Raw genomic sequence first — 16036 nt, 5'->3', positions numbered from 1 at the left:
ATTGAACCCAAGCATAGCATGCAACCCCGTCGCCGAATCGAAAAAGGCGCTGCGTCGAATGCTATTGGAAGCCAGGCTACAAGCGGCTTCCGAGCCGGCTCACAATGCCGCGCTCGGACGTCGCATGCTCGACGTGTTGAAGCGCCATGACGTGAACCGCGTGGGGTTCTACTGGCCGCTCACCGGCGAGTTCGACGCGCGCGGCGCGATCGCGCTGTGGCTCGCGGCTGGCGCGCAACGCGAGGCCAGTTTGCCGGTGGTCAGGGAGCGTGGCGTGCCGCTCGAATTTCATGCATGGACGCCCGATACGCCGATGAAGCTCGGCCATCACAAGATCGCCGAGCCGATTTCCGGGCAGGTGGTGATTCCCGATCTACTGTTCGTGCCGTGCGTCGGTTTCGACGCGGCAGGCTACCGGCTGGGTTATGGCGGTGGCTATTACGACCGCACGCTAGCGGCGTGGCCGGGGGCGACGCAACCGCTCACAGTCGGCGTGGCTTATGAAGCGTGCCGAACCGACGCATTGCAACGCGAAGCCCACGACATGCCGCTCGACCTGATCGTGACCGAGGCAGGGCTTTATCCGCGTCCGGTGAATTGAGCGGTCGGCTGGCGCTGTCAGAAAGCCGGGCCTCGATCTCGGGGCCCGCGTCCACTCAGTGAGGGAGCACGTCAGTCAGGCGCTGCCCCGTTCAACCGCCCAGGCAATCAACGCGCAACTACAACGAAGCCGCCGCCCGCGCCGCCGTGTCGTACAACCCGGACGCGTTGCGCATCAGTTGCGCGGCCTCGCCGATCTGCTCGTTGGTCAGGCCGCTCTCCTTCAGCGTCGAAATCAGGCAGCTCTCGCGCACCTCGCGATACCGCATGCACAACTCGCGGCCAGCATCGGTCGCCGAGAAGAACACTTCCTTGCCGGTCTTTTCGCTTTTTACATACCCTCTAGCTACGAGCTTTTTCAACGCGTAGGTGGCGACGTGCGTGTCTTCAATGTTCAGCACGAAGCAGATGTCCGCGAGCTTCTTGCGCCGCTCGCGATGACTGACGTGGTGCAGCAGCGAGACTTCGATAGCGGTCATGTCCTTTTCCCCCGCCGCCGACATGCAGCGCACCATCCACCGGTTGAATGCGTTGCCCGCCATGATCAGCGCGTATTCAAGTTCGGACAGTTCCGCGCTGCTGTCGGACACGAGGTGCTCCGACGAAACGATCTTGGTGGGATGGCGCGACATGATGACGATTCTCGGCAAACAGGATGGGAAGGTGTCGGGAGTGTACGACGAGCCATCGGTCCCGGCGAGCCTGGCAAAAACGCTTATTGAGAAATTGTTGATATTTTATTGATAATGTACGCTTCAACCATCGCGAACCGGATGCCGTTAATAGGGGCAGCAGGTCCGCCAGATGTTCGACTCCTCCGACTCGACCTGGGCCGTTAAGCCATGAGCCAACCAAGAATCTTCCCGCTCGGCGACGCCGCGCTAGTCTGCGAAGCGCCGCCGCCCGCCACGCTGGACTGCCAGCGGCGCGTGTGGGCCGCCGCCGCCGCTGCGCGCGACTGGCCGCATGTGCTGGAAGTCGTACCGGGCATGAACAATCTGACGCTCGTGTTCGATCCGCTCGAAGCCGACCCTGACGCGCTTGCCGGCCAGTTGCAGGCGGCGTGGGACGCGGCGGCCGAAGCGCCGGCGGCCGGGCGTGACGTCGAGATTCCGGTGCAGTACGGCGGCGAGTTCGGTCCCGATCTGCAAGCAGTAGCCAATCACACGGGTTTGAGCGTGCGCGAGGTGGTCGAACGTCATTCGAATACCGAGTACGTGGTGTTCTTCCTCGGCTTTCAGCCGGGCTTCGCCTATATGGGTGGGCTCGAGGCCGCGCTGCACACGCCACGCCGCGCGTCGCCGCGGCTCGAAGTGCCGGCGGGGTCCGTCGGGATCGGCGGTGAACAGACCGGCATTTATCCGGCCACGTCGCCCGGCGGCTGGCAGTTGATCGGCCGCACCGAGCTGCCGCTCTTCGACCCGGCGCGCCGCCCGCCCACGTTGCTGCAACCGGGCGACCGGGTGCGCTTCACCATCGCGGGGATACACGCATGATCGATGTGATTCGCGCGGGTCTGCTGACCACGATTCAGGACCTCGGCCGACACGGCTACCGCCATCTCGGTGTGGCGATGGGCGGGGCGCTCGACCGGCTGTCGCTCGAAGTCGGCAACCGGCTGGTCGGCAACCGGCCCGACGCGGCCGGTCTGGAAATCACCTTCGGCCCGACCGTGCTGCGGTTTTTGCGCGCCACGCGGGTGGCGATCACCGGCACTGAATTCGGCGCGACGCTCGACGGCAAGCCGGTCTATTCATGGTGGAGCCTGCCGGTCAAGGCCGGTCAGGAACTGGTGCTGAACACGGCCAAGCGTGGCATGCGCGGCTACGTATGCGTGGCGGGCGGGATCGACGTGTTGCCGATGCTCGGCTCGCGCAGCACCGATCTGGCCGGCCACTTCGGCGGACTCGGCGGCCGCGCTCTACGCGACGGCGACCGTCTGCCGGTCGGCGCGCCGCCGCAACGCGGCCATCTCGGCTTCACGCCCGAGGCGCCGGAATTCGGCGTGAAAGCGCCCTCCTGGTGCAAGTTCGTGCTGGTTCAGGAGCCGCTGCGGCGCGGCCGGCATCCGTCGGGCGTGCCGTGGGCGGTGCCGATCCGTGTGCTGCGCGGTCCCGAGTACGACAGCTTCACCGAAGCCGCGCACGAATCGTTCTGGTCCGATGAATGGCTCGTCACGCCGAACAGCAATCGCATGGGTTATCGCCTTGCCGGCACCGAGCTCAAACGCACCCAGAAAACGGATCTGCTGTCGCACGCGGTGCTGCCCGGCACGATTCAGGTGCCGCCGAACGGCCAGCCGATCGTGCTGATGAGCGACGCGCAAACCACCGGCGGTTATCCGAAGATCGGCGCGGTGATCCAGGCCGATCTGTGGAAACTGGCTCAGGTGCGCCTGAACGCCGCCGTCCGCTTTATTCCGACGACGCCTTACGAGGCACGTCAGGCTTTACTGGAAGAACGCACGTACTTGCGGCAGATCGACGCCGCGATCGCGATGCATGAAGAACGCTGCGCGCGGCAGATGGCCGTCGCGGCGCTGTAAAAACGGGCGCCCCGAGCCTGGCGCTACGAGGGACTGCCTTCGTCGCGACAAACCTGGGGCGGCCCGGCGTTGTCTTGAGAGTAGAGGAACACCATGGAAATCGATTTGAACGCCGACCTCGGCGAAGGCTGCGGGTCCGACGAAGCGCTGCTCGACCTCGTCAGTTCGGCGAACATCGCGTGCGGCTGGCATGCGGGCGGCGCCAACGCGATGCGCGACTGCGTGCGCTGGGCGGTGGAAAAAGGCGTGTCGATCGGCGCGCATCCGAGCTTTAACGATCCGGAAAATTTCGGCCGCAAAGAGATGGACCTGCCGGCCAACGACATCTACGCGGGCGTGTTGTACCAGTTGGGCGCATTGTCCGCGATCGCCCAGGCCGAAGGCGGGCGCATCGCGCACGTCAAGCCGCACGGCGCGCTGTACAACCAGGCCGCGCGCGATCCGAAGATCGCCGACGCGATCGTCTCCGCCGTGCACGATTTCGATCCGTCGGTGGCGGTGTTCGCGCTCGCCAACAGCGGACTCGTCACCGCCGCGCGCAACGCAGGCCTGATCGCCGTCGAAGAAGTGTTCGCCGATCGAGGCTATCGCGCCGACGGTTCGCTCGTGCCGCGCAAGGAGCCCGGCGCGCTGCTCGACGACGAAAACCAGGTGCTGGAACGCACGCTCGCGATGGTGCGCGAGCAACGCGTGCAAGCCGTGGATGGTCAATGGGTGCCGCTGAACGCGCAAACCATCTGCCTGCACGGCGACGGCCCGCATGCGCTCGCCTTCGCGCGACGGATTCGCGGCGCGCTGGAAGACGCCGGCATTGAAGTCCACGCGGCCGGCGCGGCGCGCGTCTAAGCCGCGTCGAGCTGAGCTGATCACAGTTGATCTGATCAGAGCCCCAAACGGCGAACCCACCGGACAGCGCGCTTCAACCGTTGCACAAAGACCGTTGTCATACCCCAAACGCCCCGCTCCACGCGGGGCGTTTGCCAGGCGCACGACGCATCGCATTGCCCGCAGTCAATCAGCATCAGCAGACGTAGTACCGAAGCGGTATAGGCAGGTGTAGCGCAGATGTTGTCGTTCGAAGCAACGCGGCCATGAAGAGCCGCGGCAACAAAACGGCGCGTGAATCACGACGCGCCGGCACACGTTAGCCGTCACAAGCGGCAAGGTTGAAACCCTGTTTGGAGATCCAGATGCAGACAACCGTCAGTCTATGGCCGCTTATTGGCGTGGCCGTCATCATCGTCGGCTTTTTATTACGGTTCAATCCGATGCTGATCGTGGCCGTCGCCACGATCGTCACCGGTCTGGCCGCGCACTTCCCGCCTGAAAAAATCCTGGCCGAAATCGGCACCGGCTTCATCAAAACCCGCAACATCCCGCTGATTATCTTTTTGCCGCTCGCGGTGATCGGCCTGCTCGAACGGCACGGTCTGCGTGAGCGCGCGCAAGCGTGGATCGGCGGCATCAAGGCCGCCACGGCAGGACGTCTCCTGATCGTCTATCTGCTGATTCGCGAGTTGACGGCGGCGGTCGGTTTGACCGGCCTCGGCGGTCATCCGCAGATGGTGCGTCCGCTGATCGCGCCGATGGCTGAAGGCGCGACGGAAACCCGCTTCGGCAAGATCAGCGACGCGGTGCGTTTCAAGTTGCGCGCGTTCTCCGCCGCCACCGACAACGTGGGGCTGTTCTTCGGCGAGGACATCTTCGTCGCGTTCGGCGCGATCGTGCTGATGACTACGTTCCTGAAAGAAGCCGGCATTGTCGTCGAGCCGATTCACGTCGCGGTCTGGGGCATTCCCACTGCGATCTGCGCGTTTCTCGTTCACGGCTTCCGCCTTTATCTGCTCGACCGCAAACTCGAACGCGAATTGCGCGGCAATGCCGCGGCCGCCAGCGCCACGGTCGCGCCGACGCAATCCGCCGCAGGAGACAAAGCATGACGCTCACGATCAATTATCTGTTCTGGCTGTTGGGCGTGGTGCTGCTGGTGATCGGCGGCATGATCGTCACGGATAAGGAACACCCGCGCCGCTTCACCGCCGGTGGTTTCTGGATTCTCTATGCGTTGATTTTTCTGATCGGCGACAAGCTGCCGCCTGCCGTGGTGGGCGTGGCCGTGATCGTGATGGCCTTGATTGCCGGCTTCGGCGGCGTCACCGCGGGCAAGGCGAAAACACTGTCGCTCGAAGCACGCAAGGCTAGCGCCGCACGTCTCGGCAACAAGCTGTTCATTCCCGCGCTGACCATTCCGGTTGTGACCGTGATCGTCACGCTGTCGGCGAGCCATTTGATCTTCGGCGGCATGCCGCTGATCGAGAAGGCCAACGTCACGTTGATCGGCTTCGGCATTGGCTGCGTGATCGCGCTCGCGATTGCCTGCGTGCTGACGCGCGACACCGTCGGCCAGTCCATGAAAGAAGCGCGGCGCCTCGTCGATGCGTTGTCTTGGGCCGCGGTGCTGCCGCAGATGCTCGGCATGCTCGGCCTCGTGTTTTCGGACGCCGGCGTCGGCAAGGCCGTCGCGCACGTGACCACCGCTTACATCAGCCTCGACTACCGCTTTATCGCGGTGGCCGTGTACTGCATCGGCATGGCGCTGTTCACGATGGTGATGGGCAACGGTTTCGCCGCCTTCCCGGTCATGACGGGCGGCGTCGGCGTGCCGATTCTGGTGGGCGTGTTCCACGGCAACCCGGCGGTGATGGTCGCGATCGGCATGTTCAGCGGCTACTGCGGCACGCTGATGACGCCGATGGCCGCGAACTTCAACATGGTGCCGGCCGCGCTGCTGGAACTGCCGGATAAGAACGCGGTGATCAAGGTACAGATTCCGACCGCGTTGACTATGTTGGTCGTGAACATCTTCCTGTTGAATTTCCTGATGTTCCTGTAGGGCGCCTGCGTTTCAATGCGGTAGATATCGGTGCAGTGTGCGACGGATACGCATCCCAATTGGGATACGTCCGATCGCTGTTCAACGAGGTGGAACCTAGGATGGTGGATTGCCTCCCTTCCACGGCTCGCCGGCGCGTGCAATGCGCGCCGGCGGCACTCCCGAGCAGGTTTTCATGGAACAGCCTTCCCACGTCGACAACGCGCGCACCGACTCGCCGCCGTCCCATCTCGCCGCGTTGATCGACGCCGCACTCGCCGCACATCGAACCGGTCAGCCCCGCGCCGCCGAATCCCTGTACCGCCAGGCGCTCGCACTCGATCCCGCCAATCCACGGGCGCTGCACTACTTCGGCGTGCTGCACTATCAGCGCGGCGATCATGAAACCGCCGCGCGGTTGATGAGCGAGGCACTCAGGCTCGACCGCAACGACGCCGCCTGCTGGAGCAACCGCGGCCTCGTAGCCGCCGCGCTCGGCCACGCCGACGAGGCGCTGATCTGCTACAACGAGGCGCTGCAACGTCAACCGGATTTCGCCGACGCGCACAACAACCGCGGCGTCACGTTGCAAGCGCAAGGCGCGTTCGGCGAAGCGATTGAACACTACCGGCAGGCGTTGGCGTCGAACCCCGCGATGGTCGACGTTCATCTGAATCTCGGCACGGCGCTGGCCAAGCTCGAACGTTTCGACGAAGCACTCGCGTGCTATCGCCTTGCGCTGGCGCTCGATCCGCAATCGGCCCAGGCGCACTTCAACGCGGGGAACGCGCATAACGCGCTTGGACGTCACGAAGCGGCCATCGCCAGCTTCGAGCGCGCGTTGGCGTTGCGGGTGGACTACGTGGAAGCCCATATCAACCTGGGCAGCCTGATCGGTAAGCGCGGCGACTATGCGGGCGCCGAAGCGCACTACCGGCGCGCGGTTGCGCTCAAACCGAATCCGACTCACCTGGTGTGCCTCGGCGGCTCGCTCGGCGCGCAGGGCCGATTGGACGAAGAGGAGGTTTCTTATCGCCGCGCGTTGGCGCTCGATCCGGATTACGCGGACGCGCATCAAAACCTCGCGTGGCTGCTGCTCAAGCGTGGCGACTACAAGCAGGGCTGGGCCGCCTTTGCACGGCGCTGGCGGCAAAGCGACTATGACGCGCTCGCGATTCCCGGCGTGGCCGAATGGCGCGGCGAGCCACTCGCCGGACGCCGTCTGCTGGTGGTCGGCGAACAGGGTTTCGGCGATCACTTCCAGTTTCTGCGCTTTGCGCGCGTGCTCGAACGACTCGGCGCAACGGTCGACCTCCGCGTGCGCGAGCCGTTGCTGCCGCTGGTGGAACGCATACCGGGCGTGCGCCGTGCATTCAGCGGCCAGCCCGACTCTCACTACGATTTCTGGGTACCGATGATGAGTGTGCCGTCATGCGTCGGCACGGTGTTATCCACGCTACCCGCCGAGGTCCCGTATCTATTCGCGAAGCCGGAAAAGATCGACGCGTGGCGCAAGCGCATGGGCGCCGCCAGTCAAACGCAGCGCAGGGTCGGCCTGGTCTGGGCCGGCAGCCCGACGTTCGGCAATGATCGCTACCGTTCGGTCACGCTGACCGAACTGCGCCGGCTCGGCGATCTGGACAATGTGGCCTGGTACGCGCTGCAGAAAGGTTCCGCGCACGCGCAGTTGGCCGAGGCGCCGACCGCTTTCCGCGCTCACGATTTCACTGCGGAATTGGCGAGCTTCGAAGACACCGCCGCGCTGATCATGAATCTCGACCTGGTGATCGCGGTGGACACGGGCGTTGCGCATCTGGCCGGCGCGCTGGGCAAGCCGGTGTGGTTGCTGCTGCCCGCCAACTCAGATTGGCGCTGGCTGGAGACGCGCAGCGACTCGCCGTGGTATCCGCGCATGACGCTGTTCCGGCAGACGACGCTGGGCGATTGGACGCCGGTGGTCGAGCAGGTGTCTGAAGCGTTACGCAACGGCCACCATTAGAATCCACGCTGCGCCCGACACGCGCACGCAGCGTCTCTCGACACGCCGCCCAGCCATAAGCGACGTTAAGGCTGCCGACGCTGCTGCGCCATCATGTAGGCGCGCAACAACTTGTTGATGCGCGTCTGATAACCCTGCCCCTGCTCCTTGAACCAGCTCAGCACGTCCGCGTCGAGGCGCATGGTCACCGCCTGTTTAGGCGGAACATGCAACTCGGCGCGCTCGAAGAAGTCGCCGGCCAGTTCGGGCATTTCGCTCGTGTCGATCTGCTCGTCTTTAGCCGATGCAAGCCGCTTCCAGTCAGTTGCCGATTTTTTTTTCATCATTTCACCTCTGCTTGTTTGCCGCGATGGCTCCGGTTTCAGTCAGTGCCAGATACGCTGCTTGTATTGCGTGACTTCGCGGCGGGTTGCCTTGCGCGCTGAAATGATCCGCAGCACGTTTTCGTCGCGCTCGACATACACCACCACGCCCAGGATCGCCGCAATACAGCCCAGCGCGATCCAGCGTTCCTCGCCATAGTCTTCGCGCTGATCCAGCGCCGTCAGTACCGGATGATTGAACACGTCGATCGCATCGCCAAAGTCGATGCCATGTTTGCGGATGTTGATCTGATTCTTAATTTCGTCCCATTCGAACAGCACGCGCCACCTGTATTGACGTTTGTACATACATCATAGCATGCCGAAGACAGGCTATGTCCGCGTACGCCGCGAGCATTTTGCGGCACACGTGAGCGTCGGACTGGTGGTGTGGAACCTTGTTCCTATTGTGGCCGATCGGCCGACCCGGCTTAGGATGCGGTGTCAATCAAGCGTGGCTGGCGCTCAGCACGTGGAGTGAATTTCAGTACGCGTCGACGATGAAACCGTGTTGCCGCAACAGTTGCAACACACCTTTGCGGCCACCCAGATGCAACGCGCCGATCGCCACGAACACCGGTTTGTTCGGTGCGGCGATCAGCAACATGCGCGACACGAAACGCCGGTTGCGTTCGTAGACGATGCGGTTGTCGATCGAATCGGAGATGCGCTGGTCGCGCGCGAGTTTTTCGGATTTGGCCGCCTGCCAGGCGGCGATCGCATCGGCGTCGCCGACGCGCCACAGGCGGTGCAAGGTCCGTACGTCGTCGACGTTTTCCGCGGGCGTCTGCACGAGGTCCTGCGCCAGCATCTCGCGCTGCTGCGCAAGCGAGAGCCCGGTGAATGCGCGCATCTGTTGCGGCAAGGTTTCGAGTCCGACGATCTTGCCGCGCGTGCGGATATACACGTTCTGCAATTGCGCTTCCGTGCCGTACTCGGTTTGCAGGCCGGCGCTCAATGAATCGTAGGTTTCGACCACCAGCGACGCAAGCCACGGCCGCATCTTCTTGATCGCGTCCAGCGCGGCGGGATTGCCCCGCAGACGAAAGGCCAGCTTGCGCCACAACGGCTCGGGCAACAGACCCGGCAGACAGTCGCGCCGGCACACGCCGTACTTCGACACGTCGTCTTGCGAGACAAGCAGTTCGTCGGGGGAAAGTTCGAGCGCCAAAGTCGGCGACGCCGCCAGGGCACCGAGGATCGGCGCGCGGAACGGCTGTTTGGCAGGATAGTCGGCGGGGTCGCCGACATGCAGCGTGCCCAGAACATAAATGGTGGTGGTGCCGCGTGTCGCGACGTAGAACGGCATGCGCGCCGGCTGCTGACGCACCGGGCCGCTTGCCGTGGTGCCCGGCGAAGCGGGCGGCGGATTGAAACCCGGCAAGCTGGCGCGCGGCGGCGCCGGCATGCTGGGCAGTGGTGCTGCGGGACGCCCGGCCTGACCAGGCGCATTGGCGGCCGCCCCGGCAGCCTGTGCGAGCCCGATCGGCATCAAATTCGACGTCATGCTCGTCGGCAAGACCGAGCCGATGCCGAATACCGAACAGGCCAGCGCGGCACCGGTCAGCGCACGCGCCCTCCAGCGCCGTGCGAAAGCGGCGCGGCGGCCGCCATCACGCGAGCGGCGCGTAAAACGACGCGCCGCCACCCCATCAGGCATCCACGTCCCCCACCTCCTCGGCGCGGTGACACGACACCTGGCGGCCATCCACTTCGCGCAGCTTCGGTTCTTCGCTGCGGCAGCGGTCGATCACATACGGGCAGCGCAGGTGAAACGTGCAACCCGACGGCGGATTCAGCGGCGACGGCATTTCACCTTGCAGCTTGATCTTGATGGTGCGATCCGCTTCGAAGATGGACGGCGTGGCCGACATCAGCGCGCGCGTGTACGGATGCCGCGGGTTCGAGAAAATCCGCTTCTTGTCGCCGAGCTCCGCCACGCCGCCGAAGTACATCACCATCACGTCGTCAGCAATATGCTCGACCACCGAGAGGTTGTGCGAGATGAACACGTAGCTGGTCTTGAACTGTTCCTGCAGGTCCATGAACAGATTCAGAATCTGCGCCTGGATCGACACGTCGAGCGCCGACACGGGTTCGTCGGCGACCACGATCTGCGGGTCGAGAATCATCGCGCGGGCAATCGCCACACGCTGGCGCTGGCCGCCGGAAAACATATGCGGATAGCGCTTCGCGTGTTCCGGACGCAGGCCGACGGTGCGCATCATCTGCGCGATCCGTTCGGCGCGTTCGGTCGCACTCAGTTGCGTGTTGATCGCGAGCGGTTCGCCGAGCGTCTGCTCGACGGTCTTGCGCGGATTCAGCGACGCAAACGGGTTCTGGAACACCATCTGCACTCGCCGCCGCAACGCGGCGATCTTCGCGTGATCCGCGCCCGCCACATCTTCACCGTCGATCATCAAACGGCCCGCGCTGGGCGCTTCGATCATGGTGAGCTGGCGCGCTAGCGTCGATTTGCCGCAGCCGGATTCGCCGACGACAGCCAGCGTCTTGCCGCGCTCGAGCGCGAACGACACGCCGTTGAGCGCCTTTACGGTGCCCGAGGAAAACATGCCGCGTTTAACGGAGTAGTAACGCGCGAGCTGGTCGGCAACCAGCACGTGATCGCCCGCATGGTTCGACTGGCGCCGCGTTTCGGGTACTGCGTTCATCGTGCGCCTCCATGGGTGTGAACGTTGGCGTCGCCGCTCAGGTTCAGGGGTTTGATGCAGCGCACGCGCGCCACCTCGGCATGGCCTTGCAGCGGCGCCAGCGCCGGGCGCGCCTTGGTGCAATCGTCGGCCACGTACTTGCAGCGCGGCGCGAACAGACACCCTTTGGGCCGATCGTCCCGCCCCGGCACCATGCCCGGCAGCGCGGCCAGTCGCACCGCGCCGACGTTGTGCTCGGGAATCGCCGCCAGCAACGCTTCCGTGTACGGATGATGCGGCGCGGCGAAGATGTCGGGCACCCGGTTCGTTTCGATCACTTCGCCAGCGTACATGACCGCGACGCGTTGCGCGACCTCGGACACCACCGCCAGATCGTGCGAGATCAGCACCAGCGCCATGCCGCGTTCCTTCTGCAGCTTGATCAGCAGTTCCATGATCTGCGCCTGGATCGTGACGTCGAGCGCGGTGGTCGGTTCGTCGGCGATCAGCAGCTTCGGGTTGCAGGCAATCGCCATGGCGATCATCACGCGCTGGTTCATACCGCCCGACATCTGATGCGGGAACGAGCCGATGCGGCCTTTCGGGTCGGGAATGCCGACCTGATCCAGCAGCTCCAATGCGCGCTTGTCCAGCGCGCTGCCGCGCAGGCCTTCGTGCAGCTTCAGCACTTCCTTGATCTGATAGCCGACCGTGTAGCTCGGATTCAGACTGGTGAGCGCGTCCTGGAACACCATTGCGATGTCTTTGCCGATGATCTTGCGGCGTTCCTTCGCCGACGCTTTCAGCAGATCCGTGCCGTTGAAGCTGACTTCGTCGGCGGTAACTTTGCCGGGAGCATCGATCAGGCCCATCAGCGCCATCATCGTGACGCTCTTGCCCGAACCGGATTCGCCGACTACGCCGACCACTTCGCCCGGTGCGACGTCGAGACTGATGCGGTCGACGGCGGGCAGTCCGTTGAAATTCACCGCCAGGTTGCGGATGGTCAATAGATTCGTCATATCACGCCATCCGTTTCAGTTTGGGGTCGAGCGCATCGCGCAGCCCATCGCCGAGCAGGTTGATCGCCAGCACCGAGATCACAATGGACAGGCCCGGCAACGTGACGATCCACCAGGCGTTGTCGATGTAATCGCGCGCCGAAGCCAGCATCGCGCCCCACTCCGCCGACGGCGGTTGCACGCCAAGGCCGAGGAAGCCGAGCGCGGCCGCGTCGAGAATCGCCGACGAAAAGCCCAGCGTAGCCTGCACGATCAGCGGCGCGGTGCAGTTCGGCAGCACTTGCGAGAACATCAGCCGCAAGGTGCCGGCGCCCGCCACGCGTGACGCGGTCACGTATTCCTTCTGCAACTCGCCTTGCGCGGACGCACGCGTCAGACGCACATAACCCGGCAACGCGACGATCGCGATCGCCAGCATGGTGTTGACGAGACCGGGGCCGATGATCGCCACCACCGCGACCGCGAGCAGCAGCGACGGCAACGCGAGCAGCACGTCCATGATGCGCATGATCGGCGTATCGGCCCACTTCTCGAAGAACGCCGCGATCAAGCCGAGCACGATGCCCGGAATCAGCGCGAGCACTACCGAAACGAAGCCGATCCAGAACGACAGCCGCGCACCGTACATCAGACGCGAGAGGATGTCGCGGCCCGCTTCGTCGGTGCCGAGAATGAACTTCCAGTTACCGCCGTCGAGCCAGGCGGGTGGAATCTTCACGTTGTCGCGGTATTGCTCGATCGGGCTGTGCGGCGCGATCAACGGCGCGAAGATCGCGATGAAGATCAGTGCCAGCACGATGATGCCCGCGCCGACCGCACCGCGGTTGCGCGAGAAATTCGCCCAGAATTCACGGGCGGCGATAGCGCGGCCGCTGGGCGGCGTCACGGCCTGGGGGACTGTATTTTGAATGTCAGCCATAGTGATTTACCTCGTATGGCGGATGCGTGGATTGAGCACGCCGTACAACAGGTCGACGAACAGGTTCACAACGATCACCAGCGTGGCGATCATCAGGATACCGCCCTGCACCACCGGATAATCGCGCCGGCTGATCGCGTCGATCAGCCACTTGCCGATACCCGGCCACGAAAACAGCGTCTCGGTCAGCACCGCGCCCGCGAGCAGCGTACCGACCTGCAAACCGATCACCGTGACAACCGGAATCAGCGCGTTGCGCAACGCATGCACGACGATCACGCGTGCCGGCGACAAACCCTTCGCGCGCGCGGTGCGGATGTAATCCTCGCGCAGCACTTCGAGCATCGACGAACGCGTCATCCGCGCGACGACCGCCAGCGGAATCGTGCCGAGCACGATCGCCGGCAGGATCAGATGGCTCAGCGCGGATTTGAACGCGCCTTCGTCGGTGGACATCATCGCGTCGATCAGCATGAAACCCGTGACGTGCGGAATGTCGTATTCGACCGCGATGCGGCCTGACACCGGCGTCCAGCCCAGATCGACCGAGAAGAACATGATGAGGATCAAACCCCACCAGAAGATCGGCATCGAGTAGCCGGTCAGGGCCGTGCCCATCACGCCGTGATCGACCACCGTACCGCGTCGCAACGCGGCGAACACGCCGGCGGGCAAGCCCACGATCAGCGCGAACAGCAGGGCGCAGATCGACAGTTCGATCGTGGCGGGAAAGCGCGCGAGGAATTCGCCCATCACGCTGGTATTGGTGATGATCGACGTGCCGAGGTCCCCATGCAGCGCGCGGCCGACGTAGTGGACGTACTGCATCGGCAGGGACTCGTCGAGCCCGAGCCGGTGCAGCGCCGCGGCGTGCATGGCGGGGTCGACGCCGCGCTCGCCCATCATGACTTCGATGGGGTCGCCCGGAATCAGGTGAATCAGCGCGAACGCAAGGATCGTGATACCGATGAAGGTCGGAATCACCATGCCGATGCGGCGCAAAACAAAGCGGAACATGGTTTTGTCCCTATGGTCTTGATGAAGAAAAAACGCAACCGGCGACGAGGGCTTGTGACCCCGGTCGCCGGACCATTTCGACCAGTTTTCTAACCGTGCGAAAAGCGTACTGCGTAACTATTACGATTCGCCTGGCGAATTACTTGACGCTGACGCCGTCGAAGCGCGCGTAGCCGAGCGGTTCGATGCGCATGTCGACCACCTTCTTGCTGACCGGTTGGTAAACAGTCGAGTGAGCGATCGGCGAGAACGGCAGTTGCTGCGCGAAGATCTGCTGCGCCTGCATGTAAGCCGAGGTGCGCGCGCCTTGATCGGACGTGACGCGACCCTTCTGGACCAGATCGTCGAACGGCTTGTAGCACCACTTCGAGAAGTTGTTGCCGTTCACCGCTTCGCAGCCGAGCAACGTGCCGAGCCAGTTGTCCGGATCGCCGTTGTCGCCGGTCCAGCCGATCAGCATCGTGTCGTCTTCACCCGCGTGCGCGCGCTTGATGTACTCGCCCCATTCATACGTGACGATCTTCGCCTTCACGCCGATCTTGGCCCAGTCGGCCTGGATCATTTCCGCCATCAGACGGGCGTTCGGGTTGTAGGCGCGTTGCACCGGCATTGCCCACAGCGTGATGTCGAAGCCGTTCGGGAAGCCGGCCTTCGCCAGCAGCGCCTTGGCCTTGTCCGTGTCGTAGGACGCGCTCTTCAGGTTCTTGTCGTACGACCATTGGGTCGGCGGCATCGGGTTCGTCGCGGCCTGGCCGGCGCCTTGATACACCGAGTCGATGATCGCCTTCTTGTTGATCGCCATGTCGAGCGCCTGACGCACTTCGAGCTTGTCGACCGGCTTGTGCGTGACGTTGTACGCGAGGTAGCCGAGGTTGAAGCCCGGTTGCGACGGCATGTCGATGTTCGCTTCAGCCTTCAGCGGCGCGATGTCGGCCGGACGCGGATAGCTCATCACCTGGCATTCGTCGCGCTTGATCTTCTGCACGCGCACGCCGGCGTCCGGCGTGATCGAGAAGATCAGCTTCGAGATCTTCACCGCGTTCGGCTTCCAGTAATCCGGATTGCCGTCGAAGCGGATCGTCGCGTCTTTCGTGTAGCTGCGGAAAATGAACGGACCCGTGCCCACCGGGAACTGGTTGATGTCGGCGGCCTTGCCGGCCTTCATCAACTGGTCGCCGTATTCGCTCGACAGGATCGACGCGTATTCCATTGCCAGATTCTGGATGAACGGTGCGTTGACTTCCTTCAGCGTGAACTTGACCGTGTACGGGTCGACCTTCTCGACGCCGGTGATCAGCTTGTCGAGGCCCATGTCCGTGAAGTACGGGAACTGGACCGGGTACGCCTTATGGAACGCCGAGTTCGGGTCGAGCATGCGCTGGAACGTGAACAGAACGTCGTCCGCGTTGAATTCGCGGGTCGGCTTGAAGAACGACGTGGTCTGGAACTTCACGCCGTGACGCAGATGGAATGTGTACGTCTTGCCGTCCGCGGAGACTTCCCACTTTTCGGCAAGGCCCGGTTCGACCTTGGTGCCGCCGCGCTCGAATTCGACGAGGCGGTTGTAGACGGTGAACGTGTTAGCCGTGAAGTCGGTGCCCGTAGTGTATTGGGCCGGATCGAAACCCGCGGGACTGCCTTCTGAGCAGTAAACCAGGGTTTTATTCGGAATCTCGGCGCGCGCGACACCGGCGCCCACCATCGATGCCGCTGCGGCGGCGACGAGCGTCGTAACACGCACGGCGCGCAACAGATTGTTTTGCTTCATGTTTCCTCCAGGATCGGGGCCGGCTATCGCCAGCGTAGCGCGATCTTACTTGAGCTTGGCTCGGGGCAACAAGCGGAGGAAATTACCCGTGTTGACGATCGGAAACCTTTAGGGCATAAGGCGCTCCGCGCCGTCGGCGCCGGCCGGCCGGCGGCTTGCAGAGGGCGGGATCATAAAAAGCATGGCGGCCGCGGCTATTTCAGGCTGCGCTTGAGACCGGTAGCGTGGCGGGCGTAACGGCGCGAGGTTGGTGCGGCGCAAAAAAACCGCGCGGCTTGCAT

General features: G+C 63.9%; 16 protein-coding genes. 7 read left to right on the top strand and 9 right to left on the bottom strand.

The features are described 5' to 3' along the window. The first annotated feature begins 58 nt into the window (after positions 1 to 58). The gene (locus GGD40_RS13565) at positions 59 to 601 is read left to right on the top strand and encodes a 5-formyltetrahydrofolate cyclo-ligase (protein ID WP_257030407.1); all 543 of its coding nucleotides are present in this window, start codon (positions 59 to 61) and stop codon (positions 599 to 601) included. A 118-nt stretch (positions 602 to 719) separates the two neighbouring features. Here the strand turns inward: GGD40_RS13565 and GGD40_RS13560 are convergent, their stop codons facing one another. Next, positions 720 to 1232 (bottom strand): winged helix DNA-binding protein, encoded by a 513-nt coding sequence (locus GGD40_RS13560; RefSeq protein WP_035554587.1) that lies wholly within the window; start codon positions 1230 to 1232, stop codon positions 720 to 722. A 210-nt stretch (positions 1233 to 1442) separates the two neighbouring features. Between GGD40_RS13560 and pxpB the strand changes: the two genes are divergently transcribed. The 6 genes from pxpB (at position 1443) to GGD40_RS13530 (ending at position 8016) form a co-directional block, all read left to right on the top strand. After that, positions 1443 to 2096: a 5-oxoprolinase subunit PxpB gene (pxpB, locus tag GGD40_RS13555; RefSeq protein WP_179743982.1), complete on the top strand. Its 654-nt coding sequence runs from the start codon at positions 1443 to 1445 to the stop codon at positions 2094 to 2096. Further along, on the top strand, positions 2093 to 3145 hold the full coding sequence (locus GGD40_RS13550) for a 5-oxoprolinase subunit C family protein (RefSeq protein WP_179743981.1): 1053 nt from the start codon (positions 2093 to 2095) through the stop codon (positions 3143 to 3145). The genes pxpB and GGD40_RS13550 overlap by 4 nt, the downstream gene beginning before the upstream one ends. A 93-nt stretch (positions 3146 to 3238) precedes the next feature. Further along, positions 3239 to 3991: a 5-oxoprolinase subunit PxpA gene (gene pxpA, locus GGD40_RS13545; protein ID WP_105510057.1), complete on the top strand. Its 753-nt coding sequence runs from the start codon at positions 3239 to 3241 to the stop codon at positions 3989 to 3991. Positions 3992 to 4335: 344 nt separating this feature from the next. After that, the gene (locus GGD40_RS13540) at positions 4336 to 5085 is read left to right on the top strand and encodes a DUF969 domain-containing protein (RefSeq protein WP_179707856.1); all 750 of its coding nucleotides are present in this window, start codon (positions 4336 to 4338) and stop codon (positions 5083 to 5085) included. Continuing rightward, entirely contained in the window at positions 5082 to 6038 is a 957-nt protein-coding gene (locus GGD40_RS13535) for a DUF979 domain-containing protein (protein ID WP_179707854.1), read from the top strand. Before GGD40_RS13540 ends, GGD40_RS13535 begins: the two co-directional genes overlap by 4 nt. A 175-nt stretch (positions 6039 to 6213) precedes the next feature. Further along, positions 6214 to 8016, top strand: a complete 1803-nt coding sequence (locus tag GGD40_RS13530) for a tetratricopeptide repeat protein (RefSeq protein WP_179707852.1) — start codon at positions 6214 to 6216, stop codon at positions 8014 to 8016. A 65-nt stretch (positions 8017 to 8081) separates the two neighbouring features. Here the strand turns inward: GGD40_RS13530 and GGD40_RS13525 are convergent, their stop codons facing one another. From GGD40_RS13525 to GGD40_RS13490, 8 genes are all read right to left on the bottom strand, one after another. After that, on the bottom strand, positions 8082 to 8342 hold the full coding sequence (locus GGD40_RS13525) for a BrnA antitoxin family protein (RefSeq protein ID WP_257030406.1): 261 nt from the start codon (positions 8340 to 8342) through the stop codon (positions 8082 to 8084). A gap of 39 nt (positions 8343 to 8381) precedes the next feature. Further along, on the bottom strand, positions 8382 to 8687 hold the full coding sequence (locus GGD40_RS13520) for a BrnT family toxin (protein WP_218900891.1): 306 nt from the start codon (positions 8685 to 8687) through the stop codon (positions 8382 to 8384). A 175-nt stretch (positions 8688 to 8862) separates the two neighbouring features. Further along, positions 8863 to 10038, bottom strand: coding sequence for a TraB/GumN family protein (locus tag GGD40_RS13515; RefSeq protein ID WP_179743980.1), 1176 nt, complete (start codon positions 10036 to 10038; stop codon positions 8863 to 8865). Then, positions 10031 to 11050: a peptide ABC transporter ATP-binding protein gene (locus GGD40_RS13510; RefSeq protein WP_035554569.1), complete on the bottom strand. Its 1020-nt coding sequence runs from the start codon at positions 11048 to 11050 to the stop codon at positions 10031 to 10033. The genes GGD40_RS13515 and GGD40_RS13510 overlap by 8 nt, the downstream gene beginning before the upstream one ends. After that, a complete protein-coding gene (locus GGD40_RS13505) occupies positions 11047 to 12051 on the bottom strand; it encodes an ABC transporter ATP-binding protein (RefSeq protein WP_179707848.1) in 1005 nt (334 codons plus the stop codon). Before GGD40_RS13505 ends, GGD40_RS13510 begins: the two co-directional genes overlap by 4 nt. A gap of 1 nt (position 12052) precedes the next feature. After that, on the bottom strand, positions 12053 to 12970 hold the full coding sequence (locus GGD40_RS13500; RefSeq protein ID WP_179707847.1) for an ABC transporter permease subunit: 918 nt from the start codon (positions 12968 to 12970) through the stop codon (positions 12053 to 12055). A 6-nt stretch (positions 12971 to 12976) separates the two neighbouring features. Continuing rightward, a complete protein-coding gene (locus GGD40_RS13495) occupies positions 12977 to 13987 on the bottom strand; it encodes an ABC transporter permease subunit (protein WP_179707844.1) in 1011 nt (336 codons plus the stop codon). 139 nt (positions 13988 to 14126) lie between these two features. Beyond that, complete coding sequence (locus GGD40_RS13490; protein WP_179707842.1) at positions 14127 to 15755, bottom strand: ABC transporter substrate-binding protein; 1629 nt, start codon at positions 15753 to 15755, stop codon at positions 14127 to 14129. Positions 15756 to 16036: the final 281 nt, after the last annotated feature.

Origin of the sequence: Paraburkholderia bryophila (assembly GCF_013409255.1) — a bacterium.
In the GTDB taxonomy this organism is placed as follows: Bacteria; Pseudomonadota; Gammaproteobacteria; order Burkholderiales; family Burkholderiaceae; genus Paraburkholderia.
This window is presented reverse-complemented; position numbering and strand designations above follow the sequence as displayed.

Bases quoted from the DNA above. Each gene is read 5' to 3' on its own strand.
- GGD40_RS13525 (WP_257030406.1), bottom strand. From the start codon at position 8,342: ATGATGAAAAAAAAATCGGCAACTGACTGGAAGCGGCTTGCATCGGCT.
- pxpB (WP_179743982.1), top strand. From the start codon at position 1,443: ATGAGCCAACCAAGAATCTTCCCGCTCGGCGACGCCGCGCTAGTCTGC.
- GGD40_RS13515 (WP_179743980.1), bottom strand. From the start codon at position 10,038: ATGCCTGATGGGGTGGCGGCGCGTCGTTTTACGCGCCGCTCGCGTGAT.
- GGD40_RS13565 (WP_257030407.1), top strand. From the start codon at position 59: ATGCTATTGGAAGCCAGGCTACAAGCGGCTTCCGAGCCGGCTCACAAT.
- GGD40_RS13495 (WP_179707844.1), bottom strand. From the start codon at position 13,987: ATGTTCCGCTTTGTTTTGCGCCGCATCGGCATGGTGATTCCGACCTTC.
- GGD40_RS13490 (WP_179707842.1), bottom strand. From the start codon at position 15,755: ATGAAGCAAAACAATCTGTTGCGCGCCGTGCGTGTTACGACGCTCGTC.
- GGD40_RS13560 (WP_035554587.1), bottom strand. From the start codon at position 1,232: ATGTCGCGCCATCCCACCAAGATCGTTTCGTCGGAGCACCTCGTGTCC.
- GGD40_RS13510 (WP_035554569.1), bottom strand. From the start codon at position 11,050: ATGAACGCAGTACCCGAAACGCGGCGCCAGTCGAACCATGCGGGCGAT.
- pxpA (WP_105510057.1), top strand. From the start codon at position 3,239: ATGGAAATCGATTTGAACGCCGACCTCGGCGAAGGCTGCGGGTCCGAC.
- GGD40_RS13505 (WP_179707848.1), bottom strand. From the start codon at position 12,051: ATGACGAATCTATTGACCATCCGCAACCTGGCGGTGAATTTCAACGGA.
- GGD40_RS13550 (WP_179743981.1), top strand. From the start codon at position 2,093: ATGATCGATGTGATTCGCGCGGGTCTGCTGACCACGATTCAGGACCTC.
- GGD40_RS13540 (WP_179707856.1), top strand. From the start codon at position 4,336: ATGCAGACAACCGTCAGTCTATGGCCGCTTATTGGCGTGGCCGTCATC.
- GGD40_RS13535 (WP_179707854.1), top strand. From the start codon at position 5,082: ATGACGCTCACGATCAATTATCTGTTCTGGCTGTTGGGCGTGGTGCTG.
- GGD40_RS13500 (WP_179707847.1), bottom strand. From the start codon at position 12,970: ATGGCTGACATTCAAAATACAGTCCCCCAGGCCGTGACGCCGCCCAGC.
- GGD40_RS13530 (WP_179707852.1), top strand. From the start codon at position 6,214: ATGGAACAGCCTTCCCACGTCGACAACGCGCGCACCGACTCGCCGCCG.
- GGD40_RS13520 (WP_218900891.1), bottom strand. From the start codon at position 8,687: ATGTACAAACGTCAATACAGGTGGCGCGTGCTGTTCGAATGGGACGAA.